Raw genomic sequence first — 16,914 nt, forward strand, 5'->3', positions numbered from 1 at the left:
CAGTCAACGTTCCTCGATCTCTGGGGCGTTTCCAACGGTGTCGGAGGATGGATCATGAGATGGTCTACGCCGCGGTGGCTGCGGGTCGCAGCCGTAGGTCTGACGGTCGGCTCCCTGGTTGTCGCGTGCAGCGGGCGCAGCACCCAGAGCGGCGGCGACAGCGGTGGCGCGGTGACGCTGACGATCAACTTCTGGGGCGACTTCGGGCTCCAGGACCTGAAGGCGAAGTACGAGGCGGAGAACCAGAACGTCACGATCGCCCTCAACTCGGGTGAGTACAACGCCCAGCACGAGGACCTGCAGAAGAAGCTGATCGCGGGCTCGGGTGCGCCCGACATCGCGGCGATCGACGAGGGCTTCATGGTCCAGTTCCGCAGCCAGGCCGACAAGTTCGTCAACCTGCTCGACTCCGGCGCCGGCAAGTACGAGGCGAACTACCTGCCGTGGAAGTGGAAGCAGTCCCTGTCCGCGGACGGCGCCACCCAGATCGGCCTCGGCACCGACGTCGGCGGGCTGGCCATGTGCTACCGCACCGACCTGTTCGCCGCCGCCGGCCTGCCCACCGAGCGGGAGCAGGTCTCCGCGCTCTGGCCCACCTGGGACAGGTTCCTGGAGGTCGGCCAGCAGTACACCGCCACGACCAGGAAGAAGTTCGTCGACAACGCGACGAACCTGTTCAACCCGATCCTCGGTCAGCAGCAGGTCGGCTTCTACGACGAGAACGAGCAACTGCGGATGGAGGGTGGGCCGAAGGTCGCCTTCGACTACGCGGTGCGGGCCGCCGACGCCGGGCTGTCGGCCAACCTCACCAGCTTCCAGGCCGACTGGGACAAGGGCTTCACCAGCGGCTCGTTCGCGGTGCTGGCCTGCCCGGCATGGATGCTCGGGCACATCCAGAACACCGCTCCCGGCACCAGGGGCAAGTGGGACATCGCCGCGGTGCCCGGAGGCGGCGGCAACTGGGGTGGTTCGTTCCTCACCATCCCCAAGCAAGGCAGGAACATCGACGAGGCGTACAAGTTCCTGGAGTGGCTGATCCAGCCGGAGCAGCAGATCGAGGTCTTCAAGACGGTCGGCAACCTGCCCTCGCAGCCGGCGCTCTACACCGACCCGGCGATCGCCGACTTCAAGAACGAGTTCTTCAACTCCGCGCCGGTCGGCCAGATCTTTCCCAGGATGGCCGAGGGCCTGACACCGCAGTACCTGGGCAGGAAGAACGGCCCCACCCGGGTCGCCGTGGAGAACGTCATCAACCGGGTGCAGAACGGAACCCTCGCGCCGGACGCCGCCTGGGCCGAGGCGATCAAGGAAGCCGAGAAGGCCAGCAGGTAATGTCCACCACCCGCGCGACCCCCGCGCCGGCCACCCGCCGCCCCCGGCCCATCCCCGGCCGGTCGATGACCTGGCGCGACCGGCTGCACCGTTTCGACATGCGGTACGTGCCGTACCTGATGATCGCGCCGTTCTTTCTGCTCTTCCTCGTCTTCGGGCTCTTCCCGATGGTCTTCAACGGCGTGGTGGCGCTGCGCCACTGGCGCCTCGACGACCCGGAGCTGACCGGCTGGGCCGGCGTCGAGAACTTCAGCCGGCTGTTCACCGACGGCGACTTCGGCAACGCCCTCTACAACACCTTCGGCATCTTCCTGCTCTCCACGGTCCCGCAACTGCTGCTCGCCCTGATCATCGCGTCGCTGCTCAACCGTCGGCTGCGGGCCCAGACCTGGTGGCGGGTCGGTGCGCTGCTGCCCTACATCACCCCGATCACCGCCTCGACGCTGGTCTTCAACGTCTTCTTCGCCCGCGACCTCGGCATGGCGAACTGGGCCCTGGGCCTGATCGGTATCGGCACCGAGAACCCGATCGACTGGCGGGCCGACAAGATGCACTCCTGGATCGCCATCGCCACCATGGTCAACTGGAAGTGGATCGGCTACAACGCCCTGCTCTACCTGGCGGCGATGCAGTCCATCCCGCGCGACGTGTACGAGGCGTCGGCGCTCGACGGCGCCGGCCCGTGGCGCCAGCTCTGGCGGATCACGGTGCCGATGATCCGGCCGGTGGTCATCTTCACCGTGGTGCTGTCCACCATCGGCGGGCTGCAACTGTTCACCGAGCCGATGTTGTTCGACCTCAACGCGCAGGCCGCCACCGGCGGAGCCGGCGGCGAGTGGCAGACCGTCGCGCAGCTGATCTACAAGGTCGGTTGGAAGGACCTCAACCTCGGCTACGCCGCCGCGATGTCCTGGGCACTGTTTCTGATCATCCTCGTGGTCGCCGCCGTGAACACCCTGTTGACCAACCGCATCTCGGGGGGACGCAAATGAGCGAGGTGGCGCGGTGAGCCTTCTGGAGCGACCGCGGCCGGCGACGCCGGCACCGCGCGGCGGACGCCGTCGGGCCGTGCTGCTGGGCCGGGCCCCGCAGGACACCCCGGCGGGTTTCTGGACCTACCTGCTCCTGGCGGTGAGCACGCTGTTCGCGGCGTTTCCGCTGTACTGGATGTTCGTCATCGCCACCAGCACCGACGAGGCGACCGCTCAGCTGCCACCGGTGGTGATCCCCGGCGACCAGTTCCTGGTCAACCTGGACGAGGTCTTCTCCCTCCAGGACGTCTACTTCGCCGCATCCCTGGTGAACAGCGTGATCGTGTCGACCGTGGTCACCGTGTCGGTGCTGTTCTTCTGCTCGTTGGCCGGTTTCGCCTTCGCCAAGCTGCGGTTCCGGGGCAGCAGGCCGCTGATGCTGTTCGTGATCCTCACCCTGACCGTGCCCAACCAACTCGGCGTGGTCGCGCTCTACATCGTGATGGGCAAGCTGGGCTGGAACGGAACCCTGCTGGCGGTGATCGTGCCCGGCCTGGTCACCGCCTTCGGGGTGTTCTACATGCGGCAGTTCATCGTCAACACGGTGCCGGACGAGCTTGTCGAGTCGGCCCGGGTGGACGGCGCCACCACCATGCGGGTCTACTGGAACATCGTGTTGCCGGCGGTGCGGCCGGCGCTGGCGGTGCTCGGCCTGCTCACCTTCGTGGCCACCTGGAACGACTTCCAGTGGCCCCTGATCACCCTCAACGGCACCGACTATCCCACCTCGATGGTGGCCATCTCCGACCTGGCCAGCGGCAACTACGTCATCTACCGCCGGGTGCTGGCCGGCGCGTTCGTGGCCACCATCCCATTGTTGATCATGCTTGTCATCGGCGGTCGGCAGATCGTCCGGGGAATCATGGAAGGCGCGGTGAAATCGTGAGCGACGCGCGGGGGACCGGTCCGGTCAGGCTGGCGCTGCACGACGGGTGGACCGTGCGGGCGGTGCCCGGCCAGCGGGTGCCGCCCGAGGTCGACGGGGTGACAGTGCCGGCCGCGGTGCCGGGCTGTGTGCACACCGACCTGCTGGCGGCTGGGCTGATCCCCGATCCGTACCTCGACGACAACGAGACCGCGCTGGCCTGGATCGGTCGCACCGACTGGGTGTATGAGACCAACTTCGAGCGGCCGCCCGACAAATCCGCCCGCCTCGACCTGGTCTGCGCCGGCCTGGACACGGTCGCCACGATCACGCTCAACGGCGTCGAGGTCGGCCGCACCGAGAACATGCACCGGGGGCACCGCTTCGACGTCACGTCGCTGCTCCGCGCCGAGGACAACCACCTGGCCGTACGCTTCGACTCCGCCTACCGGTACGCCGAGGCGCAGCGGGACCGGCTCGGTGACCGGCCCAACGCGTACCCGGAGCCGTTCCAGTTCATCCGCAAGATGGCCTGCAACTTCGGTTGGGACTGGGGACCGACCCTCGTCACCGCCGGCATCTGGCAGGAGATCGCCCTGCACGGCTGGTCGGTCGCCCGGTTGGCGGTGGTACGCCCACTGGTCACCGTCGACGGCGACACCGGCCGGGTGGAGGTGCACGTCGACGTGGAACGGGTCGTCGACCGGCCGCTCACCGTACGGGCGCGGGTGGCGGGTCAACACGCCGAGGTGAGCATCCCGGCGGGGCAACGGTCCGCGGTGCTGGCCCTCACCGTGCACCGGCCGGAACTCTGGTGGCCCCGCGGCTACGGCGCACCACACCGGCACGAGCTGACGGTGACCCTGCACGACGCCGACGGCGGCCCGCTCGACGAGTGGCACCGCCGGATCGGCTTCCGGTCGGTACGCCTGGACACCACCCCCGACGAGCACGGTGCCCCGTTCACGCTGTACGTCAACGAGGTGCCGGTCTTCGTCCGCGGCGTCAACTGGATCCCCGACGACGTCTTTCCCACCCGGGTCACCCGCCCGCGCCTGGCCCACCGCTTCGACCAGGCCGAGGCGGCAAACGTCAACCTGCTGCGGATCTGGGGCGGCGGCCGTTACGAGTCGGAGGACTTCTACGACCTGGCCGACGAGCGCGGACTGCTGGTCCAGCAGGACTTCCTCTTCGCCTGCGCCGCGTACCCCGAGGAGGAGCCGTTCGCCACCGAGGTGGCCGCCGAGGCCACCGAACAGGTGATCCGCCTCGCGCCGCACCCCTCGCTGGTGCTGTGGACCGGCAACAACGAGAACATCTGGGGTTGGCACGACTGGGACTGGCAGGCACCGCTGGCCGGGCGCAGCTGGGGGCGCGGCTACTACCTGGAGCTGCTGCCCCGCGTCGTCGGCACCCTGGACCCGACCCGACCGTACTGGCCGGGCAGCCCCTGGTCGGGCAGCGAGGAGATCCACCCCAACGACCCGGCGTACGGCACCACGCACATCTGGGACGTTTGGAACACCGACGACTACGTCAAGTACCGGGAGTACCTGCCCCGGTTCGTGGCCGAGTTCGGCTACCAGGGGCCTCCCGCGTACGCGACGCTGCGCCGGGCCCTCTCCGACGAGCCCCTCGCCCACGACTCGCCCGGCATGGCGCACCATCAGAAGGCCGCCGACGGGGACCGTAAGCTGCGCCGAGGGCTGGACGCGCACCTGCCCGAGCCGCGCGACTTCGACGACTGGCACTGGCTGACCCAGCTCAACCAGGCCCGGGCCATCGCCCTCGGGGTGGAACACTTCCGCTCCCACCGGGGCCGGTGCATGGGCACCATCGTCTGGCAGCTCAACGACTGCTGGCCGGTCACCTCGTGGGCCGCCATCGACGGCGACGGCCGCCGCAAACCACTCTGGTATGCGCTGCGCCGCTCCTACGCCGACCGGCTGCTCACCGTGCAGCCCCGCGACGGTGGGCTGGCCCTGGTCGCGGTCAACGACGACGGGCTGCCGTGGCGGGCGTCGGCCACGGTCACCCGGCTCACCCTGGCCGGGGAACCGAAAGCGAAGTCCATTCTGGAGCTGGAAGTGCCCGCGTACGAGACGGTGACCCTGGCACTGGCGGCGGAGCTGGCCCGGCCCGACGACGCCCGGGACGAACTGCTGGTCGCCGAGACCGACGACCCGGCCGAACGGGCCTGGTGGTTCTTTGCCGAGGACCGCGACGTGCGATGGCCGACGGCGGCCTTCGACGCGACGGTGCAGCCGACCGAGGGCGGCCAACAGGTACGCGTCACCGCCCGCACCATCCTGCGCGACGTGACCCTGTTCCCGGATCGCCTCGACCCGTCCGCTGAGATCGACACGGCGCTCGTCACCCTGCTCCCCGGCGAGGCGGCGACCGTCACGGTGCGGTCGGCGGCGCCCCTCGACCCCACCGCCCTCACCACCCGCCCGGTGCTGCGCTGCGTCAACGACCTGCCGGTACGGGCACCCTCATGACGCCTCGGGTGACGGAGGGGCCGCTTCCCGACCTCACCGCCGCCGTAGCGGGTGGTTACCGGGCCGGCGCGTGGTCCCATGACGCGCCGGCCCGGTAACCCTGTCTGCCGGTCCTGCTCGCACCGCAGGACCGGCCCCGGGAGACCGTCAGGCACAGAGCGCGTTGCTGGTGTAAGTCGTTCCGGAGGAGGTGGTCACCTCGCCGACCGCGCAGACCGTCATGTTGTGGCCGTAGAGCTGGTCGCCGTAGTACTGGGTGCCCGTACCGCCGTACCAACTGGTGTTGCCGTGCGGGTTGGACCGGTACACCCGGACCCGGACGGTGTTGTGCGGGCTGACCCGGTTGGAGATCCGACCCCAGTTGGTCTTGCAGGTCTCACTCCAGCGCAGCTCCACGACGGCGAGGGTGGTCGAACCCTGCATGATGTACGCCGGGTAGTTCGTGGCGTTACGGGCGTTCGCGGAGCAGCCGGTGTCGATCGGGTCGGTGCCGTCGCAGCCGTGACCGCTACAGGTGGCGGCGCTGGCGGGCGTCGCGACCAGGAGGCTGGCGGCGATGAGGGCGCCTGCGGCAGCGGCGGCCAACCGGCGGGCGTTCCGGATCATTGTCTCTCCTGACCTCTGATGGGCTGTGTCAGCCCGGGACTCGGCTCCTCATCTCTACCGTCCGTCGACACTGATCTCTACGCTGTGTCGCGACGGACAATCAAAAACGGCGACGGTTAATCAACCCCTGGGAGGGCTCATGGCTCGGGCGGAGCGTCCCGTAGACCCCACCGCCGATCCCCTCCAGGCGTTCGCCGCCGAGTTGCGCCTGCTCAGGGAAGCGGCCGGGCGTCCCACCTATCATGCCCTGGCTCGACGGGCACACCGGTCGTCGAGTTCGTTGTCGGAAGCGGCCGGCGGCCGGCGGATGCCCACCCTGGACACCACGCTCGCCTACGTCCGCGCGCTCGGCGGCGACGAGCGGGAATGGGCCGAACGGTGGCACGCACTGCGGGCCGCCATCCACGGCGTAGGCGATGCAGCTCCCGATGCGCCTCTCGCCGAGCGCAAGCCCAGTGCCGAGCGGCGCGTGGGTGCTGCGGCCGGCGCAGACGAGACTGGTGAGGCGGTCGCCGGTCCGGCGGCCAGACCCGCTCAACCCGTCAGGACCGATCAGCCCCGGGACGCTCTTGCCCCCCGGACAGTGAAGCAGACCGGCTCTGCCGTCGGACTCGCCGTAGTCGTGCTTGCCGCCTTCGTCACCGTGCCCTGGCTCGCCGGGGCCTTCCGCCCGCCGCCCGGCGCGCCCGTGAATCCTTCCGCAGCCGCATCCGACTCGGCGACGGGGTACACCAGCGCGACGGCCCGGGACGGCGCCGATCCGAAGGACGCCGGCTGTGCGGCCGATCCCTCAGTGACCACGTTGGACAGCAATGCGGTGCTGCTCGACGATCGGGTGATCGGCACTGTCGAGCTTCGCTACGCGCCCGCCTGCGGTGCGAGCTGGCCTCGTTTCGTGCCGGCGCCGGAACCGGCCGTGCGGGTATCCAGCCCCGCGCAGGTGCGGCTGACAGTGACCGACGGTGATGATCCGGCGCGCACCGCGGAGTTCAGCATGGACTACGCCGGCATCTCCGCCTACGGCAACCTGCTGACCAGCACGCGTACCTGCGTCTATGCGATGGTGCAGCTTTCCGGTGAGGGGTGGCGGTCGGCCGTGGGTCGCACCGGATGCTGGCGCGGCGCCACGCAGGTCCGCCCGGTGCCCTGATCCACTCACCAGGGCGACCAGGCCGACAATCGGTGGTCGGCATGGGCCGTGCGGGCCGTCCACGTCTACGAGCAGATCGCGTTCGCGCAGTACGGCCGCGTGGTCGGCCGCGATACTCCGGCAGTTCAGTGAGTGTTTTCTCGGGTGAGGTTGACCGGCCGGCGGTGGGCCGAAAATTGCGTCCCATCGCCGGCCGGACGGGTGTTCAGATCACCTGTATTTGAGGTCCCGCTGCATTTCCATGACGCGGCCGGCAATCTGCAAATTGCCCTCGGAGTCGAGGATCGCGATGATGCGCTTTGTGCTGCCGTGGTGGGTGGTAAAGAAGATCTTGTCGGCTTCCTGGCTGGTGCTGTAGTTGGTGTTCACGGACAGCTCGATGCTCAACGGCGAGCTGATGATCACGTCCTTCTTTGGTTCATCCGGATAGAACTGATTCTGGCGCAGCCGGATGCGGCCATGGGTGTCGCCCTCGTTCCGTAGGTGAGTATTTCTTCACCCGCAGAGCGAGAGTGCAACCACTTTCCGGGTTGAGAATGTCCTAAATCTTACCGCTCGCCTTGACATTGCAGCCTCTTAGTGATTTCAATATCGCCGTTATTTGTGGTCGCGAACATTCATTGACACTTCGGTCGCATGTCGGTGGTGAATGAAGTGCATTGACGGTGGTGCGGGGGATTGCTAGCATCCTGGTACGTTGGAAAGCGCTTTCCTCGCGCAGGTCCGGGTGGCGCGAGGTCCTGCGAGTCGTCGCGGGGCCCTCTGGGCAGGGGCAGCGCGGGCCGGCCGATCGTGGCCACCACGCAGCGCCGGCACGGCCGCTTCAGGGACCGCACCTGACGGTCGCCGTGCCGTCGAAGCACGACCGACCCCTGGAGAAGTCATGACGTTCAAGCCGCTCGCCACCAGCCTCGCGCTCGTGGCCTGTGTCGCCGCGGTGTCGATCGCCGCACCGGCGATGGCCGCACCTGTCCGCTACGAGGCCGAGAACAGTCCCGCACGGTGCACCGGCACCATCGATGCCAACTGGTCCGGCTACTCCGGCACCGGTTTCTGCAACGGCACCAACGCCGTCGGCGCGTACGCCGAGTTCACCGTGTCCGTCGCGACCGCCGGGACCGTCGAGCTGCACGTCCGGTTCGCCAACGGCACGAGCAGTTCCCGTCCGGCCAACCTGATCGTGAACGGTGCCACCGCCTCGAACGTCTCGTTCGAGGGCACCGGTGCCTGGGACTCCTGGCGCACCAAGGCACTGTCGGTGGGTCTGCACGCCGGCAGCAACACCGTCCGGCTCAGCCCCACCTCGTCCAACGGCCTCCCCAACGTCGACTATCTCGACGTCGAGGCGGGCAACGCGCCACCGCCAGCCATGCTCTACGTCGCGACCAACGGCAACGACAGCAACCCCGGCACGATCGGGTCCCCGCTGGCCACCATCCAACGGGCTGTCGACCTCGCGGAGCCGGGCCACACGATCGTCATCAGGGGTGGAACGTACGCGCCGGGCAGCAACATCCAACTGCTGAAGAACGGTACGGCGAGCCAACCCATCACGATGCGCAACCACGCCAACGAGCGGGTCGTCATCGACGGGGAGAACATGCCGCACACGCCCGCCCCGGTCGGCGGGAGCATCCCTCGCCCCGAGCGGGGCGCGGTCCACATCGAGGGTGACTGGTGGCGGCTGATCGGGCTGGAGATCATCAACGGCCCGTACGGTGTCTTCGGCCTGGACGTCAACAACGGTGTCTTCGAACGACTGGTGACCCGGGACAACTACGAGTCCGGCTTCCACATCCAGGGAGCGTCGAGCAACAACCAGATCTTGAACCTGGACGCCTACGGCAACCGGGACCCGCGCAAGAACGGTGAGAGTGCCGACGGACTGGCTATCAAGGAGGGCTCCGGCACTGGCAACGTGGTCCGCGGTGCCCGGCTGTGGAACAACTCCGACGACGGCCTGGACTACTGGATGTTCAGCTCGCCAATCCTGACCGAAGACACCTTGACCTGGGGAAACGGGTTCAATCGGTGGAGTCTTCCCGACTACACTGGTGACGGCAACGGGTTCAAGCTCGGTGGCAACGGTGTCTCCGCCGACCACACCGTCCGCAACAGTATGGCCTGGAGTAACGCGGTAAGCGGATTCGTCGACAACAACAACCCCGGCCAGCATCGCATCGAGCGCAGCACCGCCTGGAACCACCCGGGCGTCGGATTCAACGTCAACCGCTCCACCAGTATCCTGACCGGCAACCTGGCGGTCAGCAACGGCACAAACGTGTCACTGGGCAGCAACTCCCGGGGCAGTGGCAACTCCTGGGACATCGGCGGTAGTTGGTCGCTTGCCAGCACCAACCAGGGCACCATCACCGGGCCGCGCAACGCGGACGGGTCCATCCCGTCATCGAACTTCCTACGCCCGGCCAACGGCGCGAACGTCGGCGCCTGCATCTAAGGCCGTGTCCCGGGAGACACCCTGGTAGGTGCCGAAGGGCACGAAACTGAAGACCGTCACGCTTGACGCTGGCCTGTTCACTCTCGCTAAGGACGCCGTCGTCGAGCTGTAGCCAGCCGATCAATGCGTAGCCCGGCTTGGTCCACGCTGACATCACGTTCGTGCAGACCCTGGAGCAGTTCCTGGCCTGGAGGAGCAGGAACTGCTCCAGGATTCGCCTGCGGGCCGGTGTCGTGACCGGGGCGGCAGGCTGTGGCACCGTACTCAGCTGTGGGCAGAGCAATCGAAGAGACGAACAGGTCGATGTTGCGCGCCCGGGACGCCATGGACCGGGCATACGCCGAACCGCTCGACATTCCGACCCTGGCGCGGGTCGCGCACGTCTCCGAGGCGCACTTCATCCGTACCTTCCGGGCCACCTTCGGTGAGACCCCGCACCGCTACCTGCAACGGCGTCGGGTGGAGCGGGCCATGTACCTGCTGCTGCACACCGGTCAGGACGTGACGGAGATCTGCACGGCTGTCGGTTTCGGCAGTCTCGGCACGTTCAGCCGTACCTTCCGGCAGATCGTCGGTGAGTCGCCCACCGACTACCGCAAGCGGCGGACGGCGCCCGCCGCGCCGGTGCCGAGCTGCTTCACGAAAGCGTGGACCAGACCGAGCAGTTTTGGATAAGCAGCAGGTCAGAGCGTTGCACTAGCGTTTCGGGCATGACGATGAACGCGATCAGCCGCTCCCAGATCTACGTCCTCGACCAGGACGAGGCGCTCGACTTCTACATCGGCAAGCTCGGCCTGGAGTTGAACACGGATCAGGATCTCGGCTTCATGCGTTGGCTCACGGTCAACATTCCCGGCGACCGGCAGCGGGAGATCCTGCTGGAGAAGCCGGGCCCGCCGAACCTCGACCCGGCCACCGCCGAGCAGGTCCGCGAACTGCTGTCCAAGGGTGCCGCGGGTGGCTTCCTCTTCATGACCACCGATGACGCCCACAAGACGTACGAGGAGCTGGTCGCCAAGGGGGTCGACATCACCGACGAGCCGATGGAACGCCCGTACGGCATCGACTTCGGTATCCGCGACCCGTTCGGCAACCAGATCCGCATCGGGCAGATGTTCGACCGGAAGGCCGAGCACTGCTGAAGCGCGCAGGTCTAGCAGGCCCCGGCGCCGGTCACCCGACGCCGGGGCAGGCGACACCTCAGCGCCGCAGGTCGAGCCAGACCAGCCGGTGGTCGGAGGTGGGGAAGCCGCCCGGCAGGGCCGGGTCGTAGTCGCCGACCAACCGGAACAGCGGGTCACCCGGCACCGGCCAGAAGATTCCGGTGGCACGGACCGGCAGGCCCCGGCTCGGCAGCACGTAGTCGACCCGCAGGTTGCCGGGGCTGGTGTCGGCGAAGTCGGCGGTGTCGAAACGCGGATCGCTGCGGTGGCCGAGGTTGGCGCCGCCCTGCCGTCGCGCCGCGGCGGTGCCGCCCGCGCTGGCCGGCACGACCCGGTCGTTGACCCGGGGGTGGTCGAGCAGCTGCAGCGCCGCGCCGGGCAGGCTGTCACCGTCGTACGGGTCGGAGTTGAGGTCCCCGGCGATCACGAAGGCCGCCCCCGGCCGCAACCCGCCGCGTCGCCCGGTGTCGTCGTAGATGTAGCCGGCCCGCCACGGCGAGATGTAGTCGGCCCAGAAGCGGATCTCGTCGTGGTTGCGGCGGCCGTTGCGGTCCTCCGGCCCGTCGAAGACCGGTGGCGTGGGGTGGCTGGCCAGCAGGTGCACGGTACGGCCGGGCAGCCGGATCGGCATGGCCGGGTCGTCGGGCAGCAGCGCGCCGGGCATGTCCCGCCAGCGGAACGTCTGGAACGTGCGCACCCGGGCCAGGTCGATCGGGTACGCCGAGTAGACCGCCATGCCGTACTGGCCGGGGAAGAGCCCGAAACCGTACGCGTCGTCGGGCCCGCCGACGGTCCCGTCGTTGTTGAGATCGTGTCCGGAGGGGACACCGGTGTTCGACGGGGCCGCGTAACGGTACGGGTAGCGGATCGCGCGGGTGCCGTTGCGCGGCACGGAGAGGTAGTTGTCCTGGAACAACGCCAACGCCCGCCCGGCCGGGTCGTAGTCGAACTCGTTGATCAGCAGTACGTCCGGGCGTACCCGCTGGATCACCTCGGCGACGTTGCCGGCCTGCGCGTCGTCCCGCCCGGACAGGTCGGCGACCAGCCCGCCGGCGACACCCCGGTTCAGCGAGGCGTTGAAGGTCGCCACCCGTAGGTTGCCGGGTCGCTGTCCGCCCGCGCTCGCCGGAGCGGCGGTGATCCCGGCCCCCACCGCGAGCACTCCCGCCATGGCCGCGGCGCATGCCATCCGTTTCGCACCCATCGACATCCTCCCTGATCTCGATCGACCAGCGCCACGCTACCGGGGGTGACATGGCGTTCGGGTGAACCATGGTCGACAGGTTCGTTCCCCGGTGCGCCGCCCGGCGACGTGTGACTCAAGATCGGGACCAAGCCACACGTGGACGACGTGTTCTCAGTAGCGTGCAGTGTGACAGTGGGCGAGGAAACCGCTTGCCTTATATTGAGTTCTATGGATAGTCTCGATCGGGTTCCGCAGTGAGCCGGAGGCGGAATCACGGGCCGTCGGGCACGGGCAGCCCCAGCCGGTCACCGGGTCACCGATTCGAGCGTCACACGTGGATCCGCCATGGTGCGCGCCGAACATCAAGCGGTAGGGCACGCAGTGATGTAAGGCCGCTGGCAATGCGACAAGCCGGGCGGAGTTGCCTTGCGCGTGATGCCAGTTCGTGGGGCGGTTGCCCCTGACCCGCACTGGTCGTGCACGGCCGGCTGACCGGCCGCGCACCGAACACGGAGGCAATGCAGTGATTCAGTCTGGCAATTCTGTCCGGCCAAGACGCCTGCGGATGTCCGCGATCGTCGCCTCGGCAGTAACCCTCACCGTGGCAGGAGCCCTGGCAATTCCGAGCGTGTCAGCGGCGGTGCCGACGCCGCACGGCGCGAGCGTGGCCGCCGCAGTCGCCTGCGACGACCGGCTGTACGGCTGGGCGGCGGTGTCCGCCAACGGGGTCAGCACGACGACCGGCGGCGGCAATGCTCCGACGCAAAACATCACATCACTGGCTGATCTGCGTCAGTACGCGGGTGGTTCCACGCCCCGGGTACTGCGTATCTCCGGCACCATCAGCACCGGATCGTCGCCGGTGGAGGTGGGTAGCAACAAGACGCTCGTCGGGGCGGACGCGAATGCCACGATCCGTGGCGGGATCAACATCAACGGTGGTGGCAACATCATTGTGCGAAACCTGAACGTGCAGGGTGGTGGCCAGGGCAGCAGTCCGGCGGATACGATCGCCGCGCGCAACGCCCACCACCTCTGGTTCGACCACCTTAACCTCTGGGACGCCAGCGACGGTCTGTTGGACCTGACCCGCGGGGTCGACTACATCACGGTGTCCTGGTCGAAGTTCTGGTACACCAATTCTTCGCACAGTCACCGACTCGCGAGCCTGGTCGGCGGTGGATCGACCCACGGTGACACCGACAGCGGGAAGTTGAACGCCACCTACCACCACAACTGGTTCGCCGAACTCGTCGACCAGCGGGGCCCCCGCATGCTGTTCGGCAAGGGTCACATCTACAACAGTTACTACACCTCCGCCGGGAACGCCTACTCAATCGGCACCGGCTCGTACGCCTCGGTCCTGGTTGAGAACAACTACTTCAAGAACGTCAACAACCCGCACCGCTTCCAGGACTCCAACCCGACATACATCACCGCCCGCGGCAACGTCTACGACGGCACCAGCGGTAGGCGGGACACCGGAGCGCAGGGCAGTGGTGTCACCCCGTTCACCAACCCGCCCTACAGCTACGCACTGGACAACGCCAACGATGTACCCGGCATCGTCAGCAACTGCGCCGGGCCGAAGCTCTCGAACCCGACGACGCCTCCGACCACGACGCCTCCGACCACGACGCCTCCGACCACGACGCCTCCGACCACGACGCCACCGACCACGAATCCGCCGAGCGGAGCGTGCAGCGCGACCTACCGGACCGTCAGCTCGTGGTCCGGCGGCTTCCAGGGCGAGGTTGTCGTCCGGGCGGGCAATGCGCCGATCAACGGATGGACCGTCCGGTGGAATCTGAGCAGTGGTCAGGGAATCAGTCAGCTCTGGAACGGAAACCTCAGCACCAGCGGATCATCCGTCACCGTGCGGAACGTCGACTACAACGGATCGCTGCCGGCCGCCGGCACCACCACGTTCGGCTTCCTGGGTTCCGGCTCCCCGTCCACGCCGTCGTTGACCTGCACCAGTCCGTGACCAGCAACGACCCGGGGCGGGCGTGCTTCGGGTCGTGACGGCAAGCGCGACGTACGTCGAGCCCGACGCATGCCTTACCGCGCCGGGCTCGACGCGGTTGTCTTGTTGACGGTGAACTGGTTCACAGTGGACCCAGGACGTCGTGCGGGTCGGCGTTCAGGGCGAGCGTGTCGAGCACTGCCAGTAGTTGGCGTTCCTCGTACCGGAAGTGGCTCTCCATGATGGCGGCGATCCCCTCGACGTGGCGGTCGAGTTCGGCCGGGGAGGCGGCCCGGTTCACGGCAGCCTGCAGTCCCACGAGCAGATGCGCGATCATCGAGTGGTCCTGCTTCAGGTGTCGCAGGGTGTCCTGCAGCTCCGGATGGGCGGCGGCGATGGCGGGGAACAGTTCGCGGTCCTCGCCTTCGTGGTGCCCGGTCAATGCGGCACAGAAGCCGTGACAGAACAGCAGCAGGTCACGGGTGGCGGGTTCCGCCGCCTCGCCACCGGCGAGTGCGCTGCGGGTCAGGCGCAGGGCTTCGTGTAGCCGATCGTGCACGCTGCGCAGCTCGTGACTCCAGGCGATGAGCCTGGTCTTCTCGCCCTCAGACACAGGAGGGCGAAGGGAACGACAATGTCATCGTCGTGGTCCTTCGTATCCGACGCCTCCATGCCTGACACGGTCTGCCACCGACACGCGACGCTGCCTCCACGCTACCCGAGACGGGGCGGTTACGAGGGCCCGGATGACCCGCCACCGGGGGCGGGCCATCCGGCCGGTCACTCGGGGACGCGGCGGTAGGCGCCGTCGCTGGCCGAGGTGGCCATCGAGGCGTACGCGCGCAGCGCCGCCGACACCGGGCGCTGCCGGTCGACCGGGGTGTACGGGCGGTCCCGCTTCTCCTGGGCGACCCGGCGGGCGTCCAGCACGTCGGCCGGCACGTTCAGCTCGATCGAGCGGGCCGGGATGTCGATGACGATCTCGTCGCCCGGCTCGACCAGCGCGATCAGCCCACCGGAGGCGGCCTCGGGGGAGGCGTGCCCGATGGACAGCCCGGAGGTGCCGCCGGAGAACCGGCCGTCGGTGAGCAGCGCGCACGCCCGGCCCAGTCCCCGGCCCTTGAGGAACGAGGTGGGGTAGAGCATCTCCTGCATGCCGGGGCCGCCCTTCGGCCCCTCGTAGCGGATCACCACCACGTCCCCGGCGACGATCTCCTTGGCCAGGATGGCGGTCACCGCGTCGTCCTGCGACTCGTAGACCTTCGCCGGGCCACGGAAGGTGAGGCACTCCTCGGGCACCCCGGCGGTCTTCACCACACAACCCTCCGGCGCGAGGTTGCCGGACAGGATGGCCAACCCGCCGTCGGCGGTGTACGCGTGCTCACGGTCCCGGATGCAGCCGCCGGCGGCGTCGGTGTCCAGGGACGACCAGCGGTTGGTGGTGGAGAACGGCTCGGTGGTACGCACCCCGCCCGGTGCGGCGTGGAACAGCTCGACCGCCTCGGGTCTGGCCGCCCCACCGCGCACGTCCCAGTCGGCCAGCCAGCGCTCCAGGGTGGGGGAGTGCACCGCGTGCACGTCCCGGCGCAGCAGGTCGGCGCGGTCCAACTCGCCGAGGATGGCCGGGATGCCACCGGCGCGGTGCACGTCCTCCATGTGGTACTGCGGCGAGTTCGGGGCAACCTTCGCCAGGCACGGCACCCGACGGGAGATCGCGTCGATGTCGGCCACGGAGAAGTCCAGCTCCGCCTCGCGGGCGGCGGCCAGCAGGTGCAGGATCGTGTTCGTCGACCCGCCCATCGCCACGTCCAGGGCGACCGCGTTCTCGAACGCGGCCCGGGAGGCCACCGCGCGGGGCAGCACCGAGGCGTCGTCGCCGTCGTACCACCGCTTGGCGATCTCCACGGCGGTGCGGCCGGCCTCGACGAACAGTGACCGGCGCGCGGCGTGGGTGGCGAGGGTGGATCCGTTGCCCGGCAGGGCCAGCCCGATCGCCTCGGTGAGGCAGTTCATCGAGTTGGCGGTGAACATGCCGGAGCAGGAACCGCAGGTGGGGCAGGCGGACCGCTCGATCTCGCCGAGCTGCTCGTCGGTCACCGCCTCGTTCGAGGAGGCGATCATCGCGTCGATCAGGTCGATCTTGCTGTGCACGATCCCCTCGATCGCCACCGTCTTGCCGGCCTCCATCGGGCCACCGGAGACGAACACGGTGGGGATGTTCAGCCGCAGCGCGGCCAGCAGCATGCCCGGGGTGATCTTGTCGCAGTTCGAGATGCAGACCAGGGCGTCCGCGCAGTGCGCGTTGACCATGTACTCCACCGCGTCGGCGATCAACTCCCGGCTGGGCAGGGAGTAGAGCATGCCGCCGTGGCCCATGGCGATGCCGTCGTCGACCGCGATGGTGTTGAACTCCCGGCCCACCCCGCCGGCCTCGGCCACCGCGTCGGCGACCAGGCCGCCCATGTCCTTGAGGTGTACGTGGCCCGGCACGAACTGGGTGAAACTGTTCGCGATGGCGACGATCGGCTTGCCGAAATCGTCGTCGGTCATCCCGGTGGCCCGCCAGAGGGCCCGGGCGCCGGCCATCGTCCGACCGTGCGTGGAGGTCTTCGACCGCAGCTCAGGCATGCGTACCAGTCTGACACCGGTCAGCCGG

At 68.5% G+C, this 16,914-nt stretch carries 13 protein-coding genes and 1 pseudogene; 9 read left to right on the forward strand and 5 right to left on the reverse strand.

Annotated features, from left to right (window positions below):
* Positions 1-171: 171 nt before the first annotated feature.
* From O7597_RS18505 to O7597_RS18520, 4 genes are all read left to right on the forward strand, one after another.
* Entirely contained in the window at positions 172-1,332 is a 1,161-nt protein-coding gene (locus O7597_RS18505; RefSeq protein WP_281580263.1) for an extracellular solute-binding protein, read from the forward strand.
* A complete protein-coding gene (locus tag O7597_RS18510; protein ID WP_281580264.1) occupies positions 1,332-2,324 on the forward strand; it encodes a sugar ABC transporter permease in 993 nt (330 codons plus the stop codon). The genes O7597_RS18505 and O7597_RS18510 overlap by 1 nt, the downstream gene beginning before the upstream one ends.
* A gap of 76 nt (positions 2,325-2,400) precedes the next feature.
* Positions 2,401-3,249: a carbohydrate ABC transporter permease gene (locus tag O7597_RS18515; RefSeq protein ID WP_281583275.1), complete on the forward strand. Its 849-nt coding sequence runs from the start codon at positions 2,401-2,403 to the stop codon at positions 3,247-3,249.
* Positions 3,246-5,729 carry a glycoside hydrolase family 2 protein gene (locus tag O7597_RS18520; RefSeq protein WP_281580265.1) on the forward strand — a complete coding sequence of 828 codons (2,484 nt, stop codon included), beginning with the start codon at positions 3,246-3,248 and terminating at the stop codon, positions 5,727-5,729. The genes O7597_RS18515 and O7597_RS18520 overlap by 4 nt, the downstream gene beginning before the upstream one ends.
* A 147-nt stretch (positions 5,730-5,876) precedes the next feature.
* On the opposite strand, the gene O7597_RS18525 is transcribed toward O7597_RS18520, so the two are convergent.
* On the reverse strand, positions 5,877-6,335 hold the full coding sequence (locus O7597_RS18525) for a DUF2690 domain-containing protein (protein ID WP_269739462.1): 459 nt from the start codon (positions 6,333-6,335) through the stop codon (positions 5,877-5,879).
* 139 nt (positions 6,336-6,474) lie between these two features.
* Here O7597_RS18525 and O7597_RS18530 point away from each other — a divergent pair, with 139 nt between their 5' ends.
* A complete protein-coding gene (locus O7597_RS18530) occupies positions 6,475-7,485 on the forward strand; it encodes a helix-turn-helix domain-containing protein (RefSeq protein WP_269739461.1) in 1,011 nt (336 codons plus the stop codon).
* Positions 7,486-7,695: 210 nt separating this feature from the next.
* On the opposite strand, the pseudogene O7597_RS18535 reads toward O7597_RS18530, so the two are convergent.
* Positions 7,696-7,950, reverse strand: a pseudogene (locus O7597_RS18535) (DUF6342 family protein); the annotation flags it as partial.
* A 418-nt stretch (positions 7,951-8,368) separates the two neighbouring features.
* Here O7597_RS18535 and O7597_RS18540 point away from each other — a divergent pair.
* The 3 genes from O7597_RS18540 to O7597_RS18550 all read left to right on the forward strand — a co-directional run bounded on the left by O7597_RS18540 (position 8,369) and on the right by O7597_RS18550 (position 11,085).
* Positions 8,369-9,943 (forward strand): CBM35 domain-containing protein, encoded by a 1,575-nt coding sequence (locus O7597_RS18540; RefSeq protein WP_269739460.1) that lies wholly within the window; start codon positions 8,369-8,371, stop codon positions 9,941-9,943.
* Positions 9,944-10,246: 303 nt separating this feature from the next.
* Entirely contained in the window at positions 10,247-10,618 is a 372-nt protein-coding gene (locus tag O7597_RS18545) for an AraC family transcriptional regulator (RefSeq protein WP_281580266.1), read from the forward strand.
* 35 nt (positions 10,619-10,653) lie between these two features.
* Positions 10,654-11,085: a VOC family protein gene (locus tag O7597_RS18550; protein ID WP_093401766.1), complete on the forward strand. Its 432-nt coding sequence runs from the start codon at positions 10,654-10,656 to the stop codon at positions 11,083-11,085.
* Between the two features lie 58 nt (positions 11,086-11,143).
* On the opposite strand, the gene O7597_RS18555 is transcribed toward O7597_RS18550, so the two are convergent.
* A complete protein-coding gene (locus O7597_RS18555; RefSeq protein WP_281580267.1) occupies positions 11,144-12,310 on the reverse strand; it encodes an endonuclease/exonuclease/phosphatase family protein in 1,167 nt (388 codons plus the stop codon).
* A 646-nt stretch (positions 12,311-12,956) separates the two neighbouring features.
* Between O7597_RS18555 and O7597_RS18560 the strand changes: the two genes are divergently transcribed.
* Positions 12,957-14,279 carry a cellulose binding domain-containing protein gene (locus tag O7597_RS18560; protein WP_281580268.1) on the forward strand — a complete coding sequence of 441 codons (1,323 nt, stop codon included), beginning with the start codon at positions 12,957-12,959 and terminating at the stop codon, positions 14,277-14,279.
* Between the two features lie 121 nt (positions 14,280-14,400).
* Here O7597_RS18560 and O7597_RS18565 read toward each other — a convergent pair whose 3' ends face one another.
* Entirely contained in the window at positions 14,401-14,871 is a 471-nt protein-coding gene (locus O7597_RS18565; RefSeq protein WP_269739456.1) for a hemerythrin domain-containing protein, read from the reverse strand.
* Positions 14,872-15,038: 167 nt separating this feature from the next.
* On the reverse strand, positions 15,039-16,886 hold the full coding sequence (gene ilvD, locus O7597_RS18570; protein ID WP_281580269.1) for a dihydroxy-acid dehydratase: 1,848 nt from the start codon (positions 16,884-16,886) through the stop codon (positions 15,039-15,041).
* Between the last annotated feature and the right edge of the window lie 28 nt (positions 16,887-16,914).

This window comes from Verrucosispora sp. WMMC514, assembly GCF_027497295.1.
GTDB lineage: Bacteria > Actinomycetota > Actinomycetes > Mycobacteriales > Micromonosporaceae > Micromonospora > Micromonospora palythoicola.

What these genes read in the sequence shown, in the direction of transcription:
- O7597_RS18540 (WP_269739460.1), top strand. Translation starts at nt 8,369, where the DNA reads ATGACGTTCAAGCCGCTCGCCACCAGCCTCGCGCTCGTGGCCTGTGTC.
- O7597_RS18530 (WP_269739461.1), top strand. Translation starts at nt 6,475, where the DNA reads ATGGCTCGGGCGGAGCGTCCCGTAGACCCCACCGCCGATCCCCTCCAG.
- O7597_RS18510 (WP_281580264.1), top strand. Translation starts at nt 1,332, where the DNA reads ATGTCCACCACCCGCGCGACCCCCGCGCCGGCCACCCGCCGCCCCCGG.
- O7597_RS18545 (WP_281580266.1), top strand. Translation starts at nt 10,247, where the DNA reads ATGTTGCGCGCCCGGGACGCCATGGACCGGGCATACGCCGAACCGCTC.
- ilvD (WP_281580269.1), bottom strand. Translation starts at nt 16,886, where the DNA reads ATGCCTGAGCTGCGGTCGAAGACCTCCACGCACGGTCGGACGATGGCC.
- O7597_RS18525 (WP_269739462.1), bottom strand. Translation starts at nt 6,335, where the DNA reads ATGATCCGGAACGCCCGCCGGTTGGCCGCCGCTGCCGCAGGCGCCCTC.
- O7597_RS18555 (WP_281580267.1), bottom strand. Translation starts at nt 12,310, where the DNA reads ATGGGTGCGAAACGGATGGCATGCGCCGCGGCCATGGCGGGAGTGCTC.
- O7597_RS18550 (WP_093401766.1), top strand. Translation starts at nt 10,654, where the DNA reads ATGACGATGAACGCGATCAGCCGCTCCCAGATCTACGTCCTCGACCAG.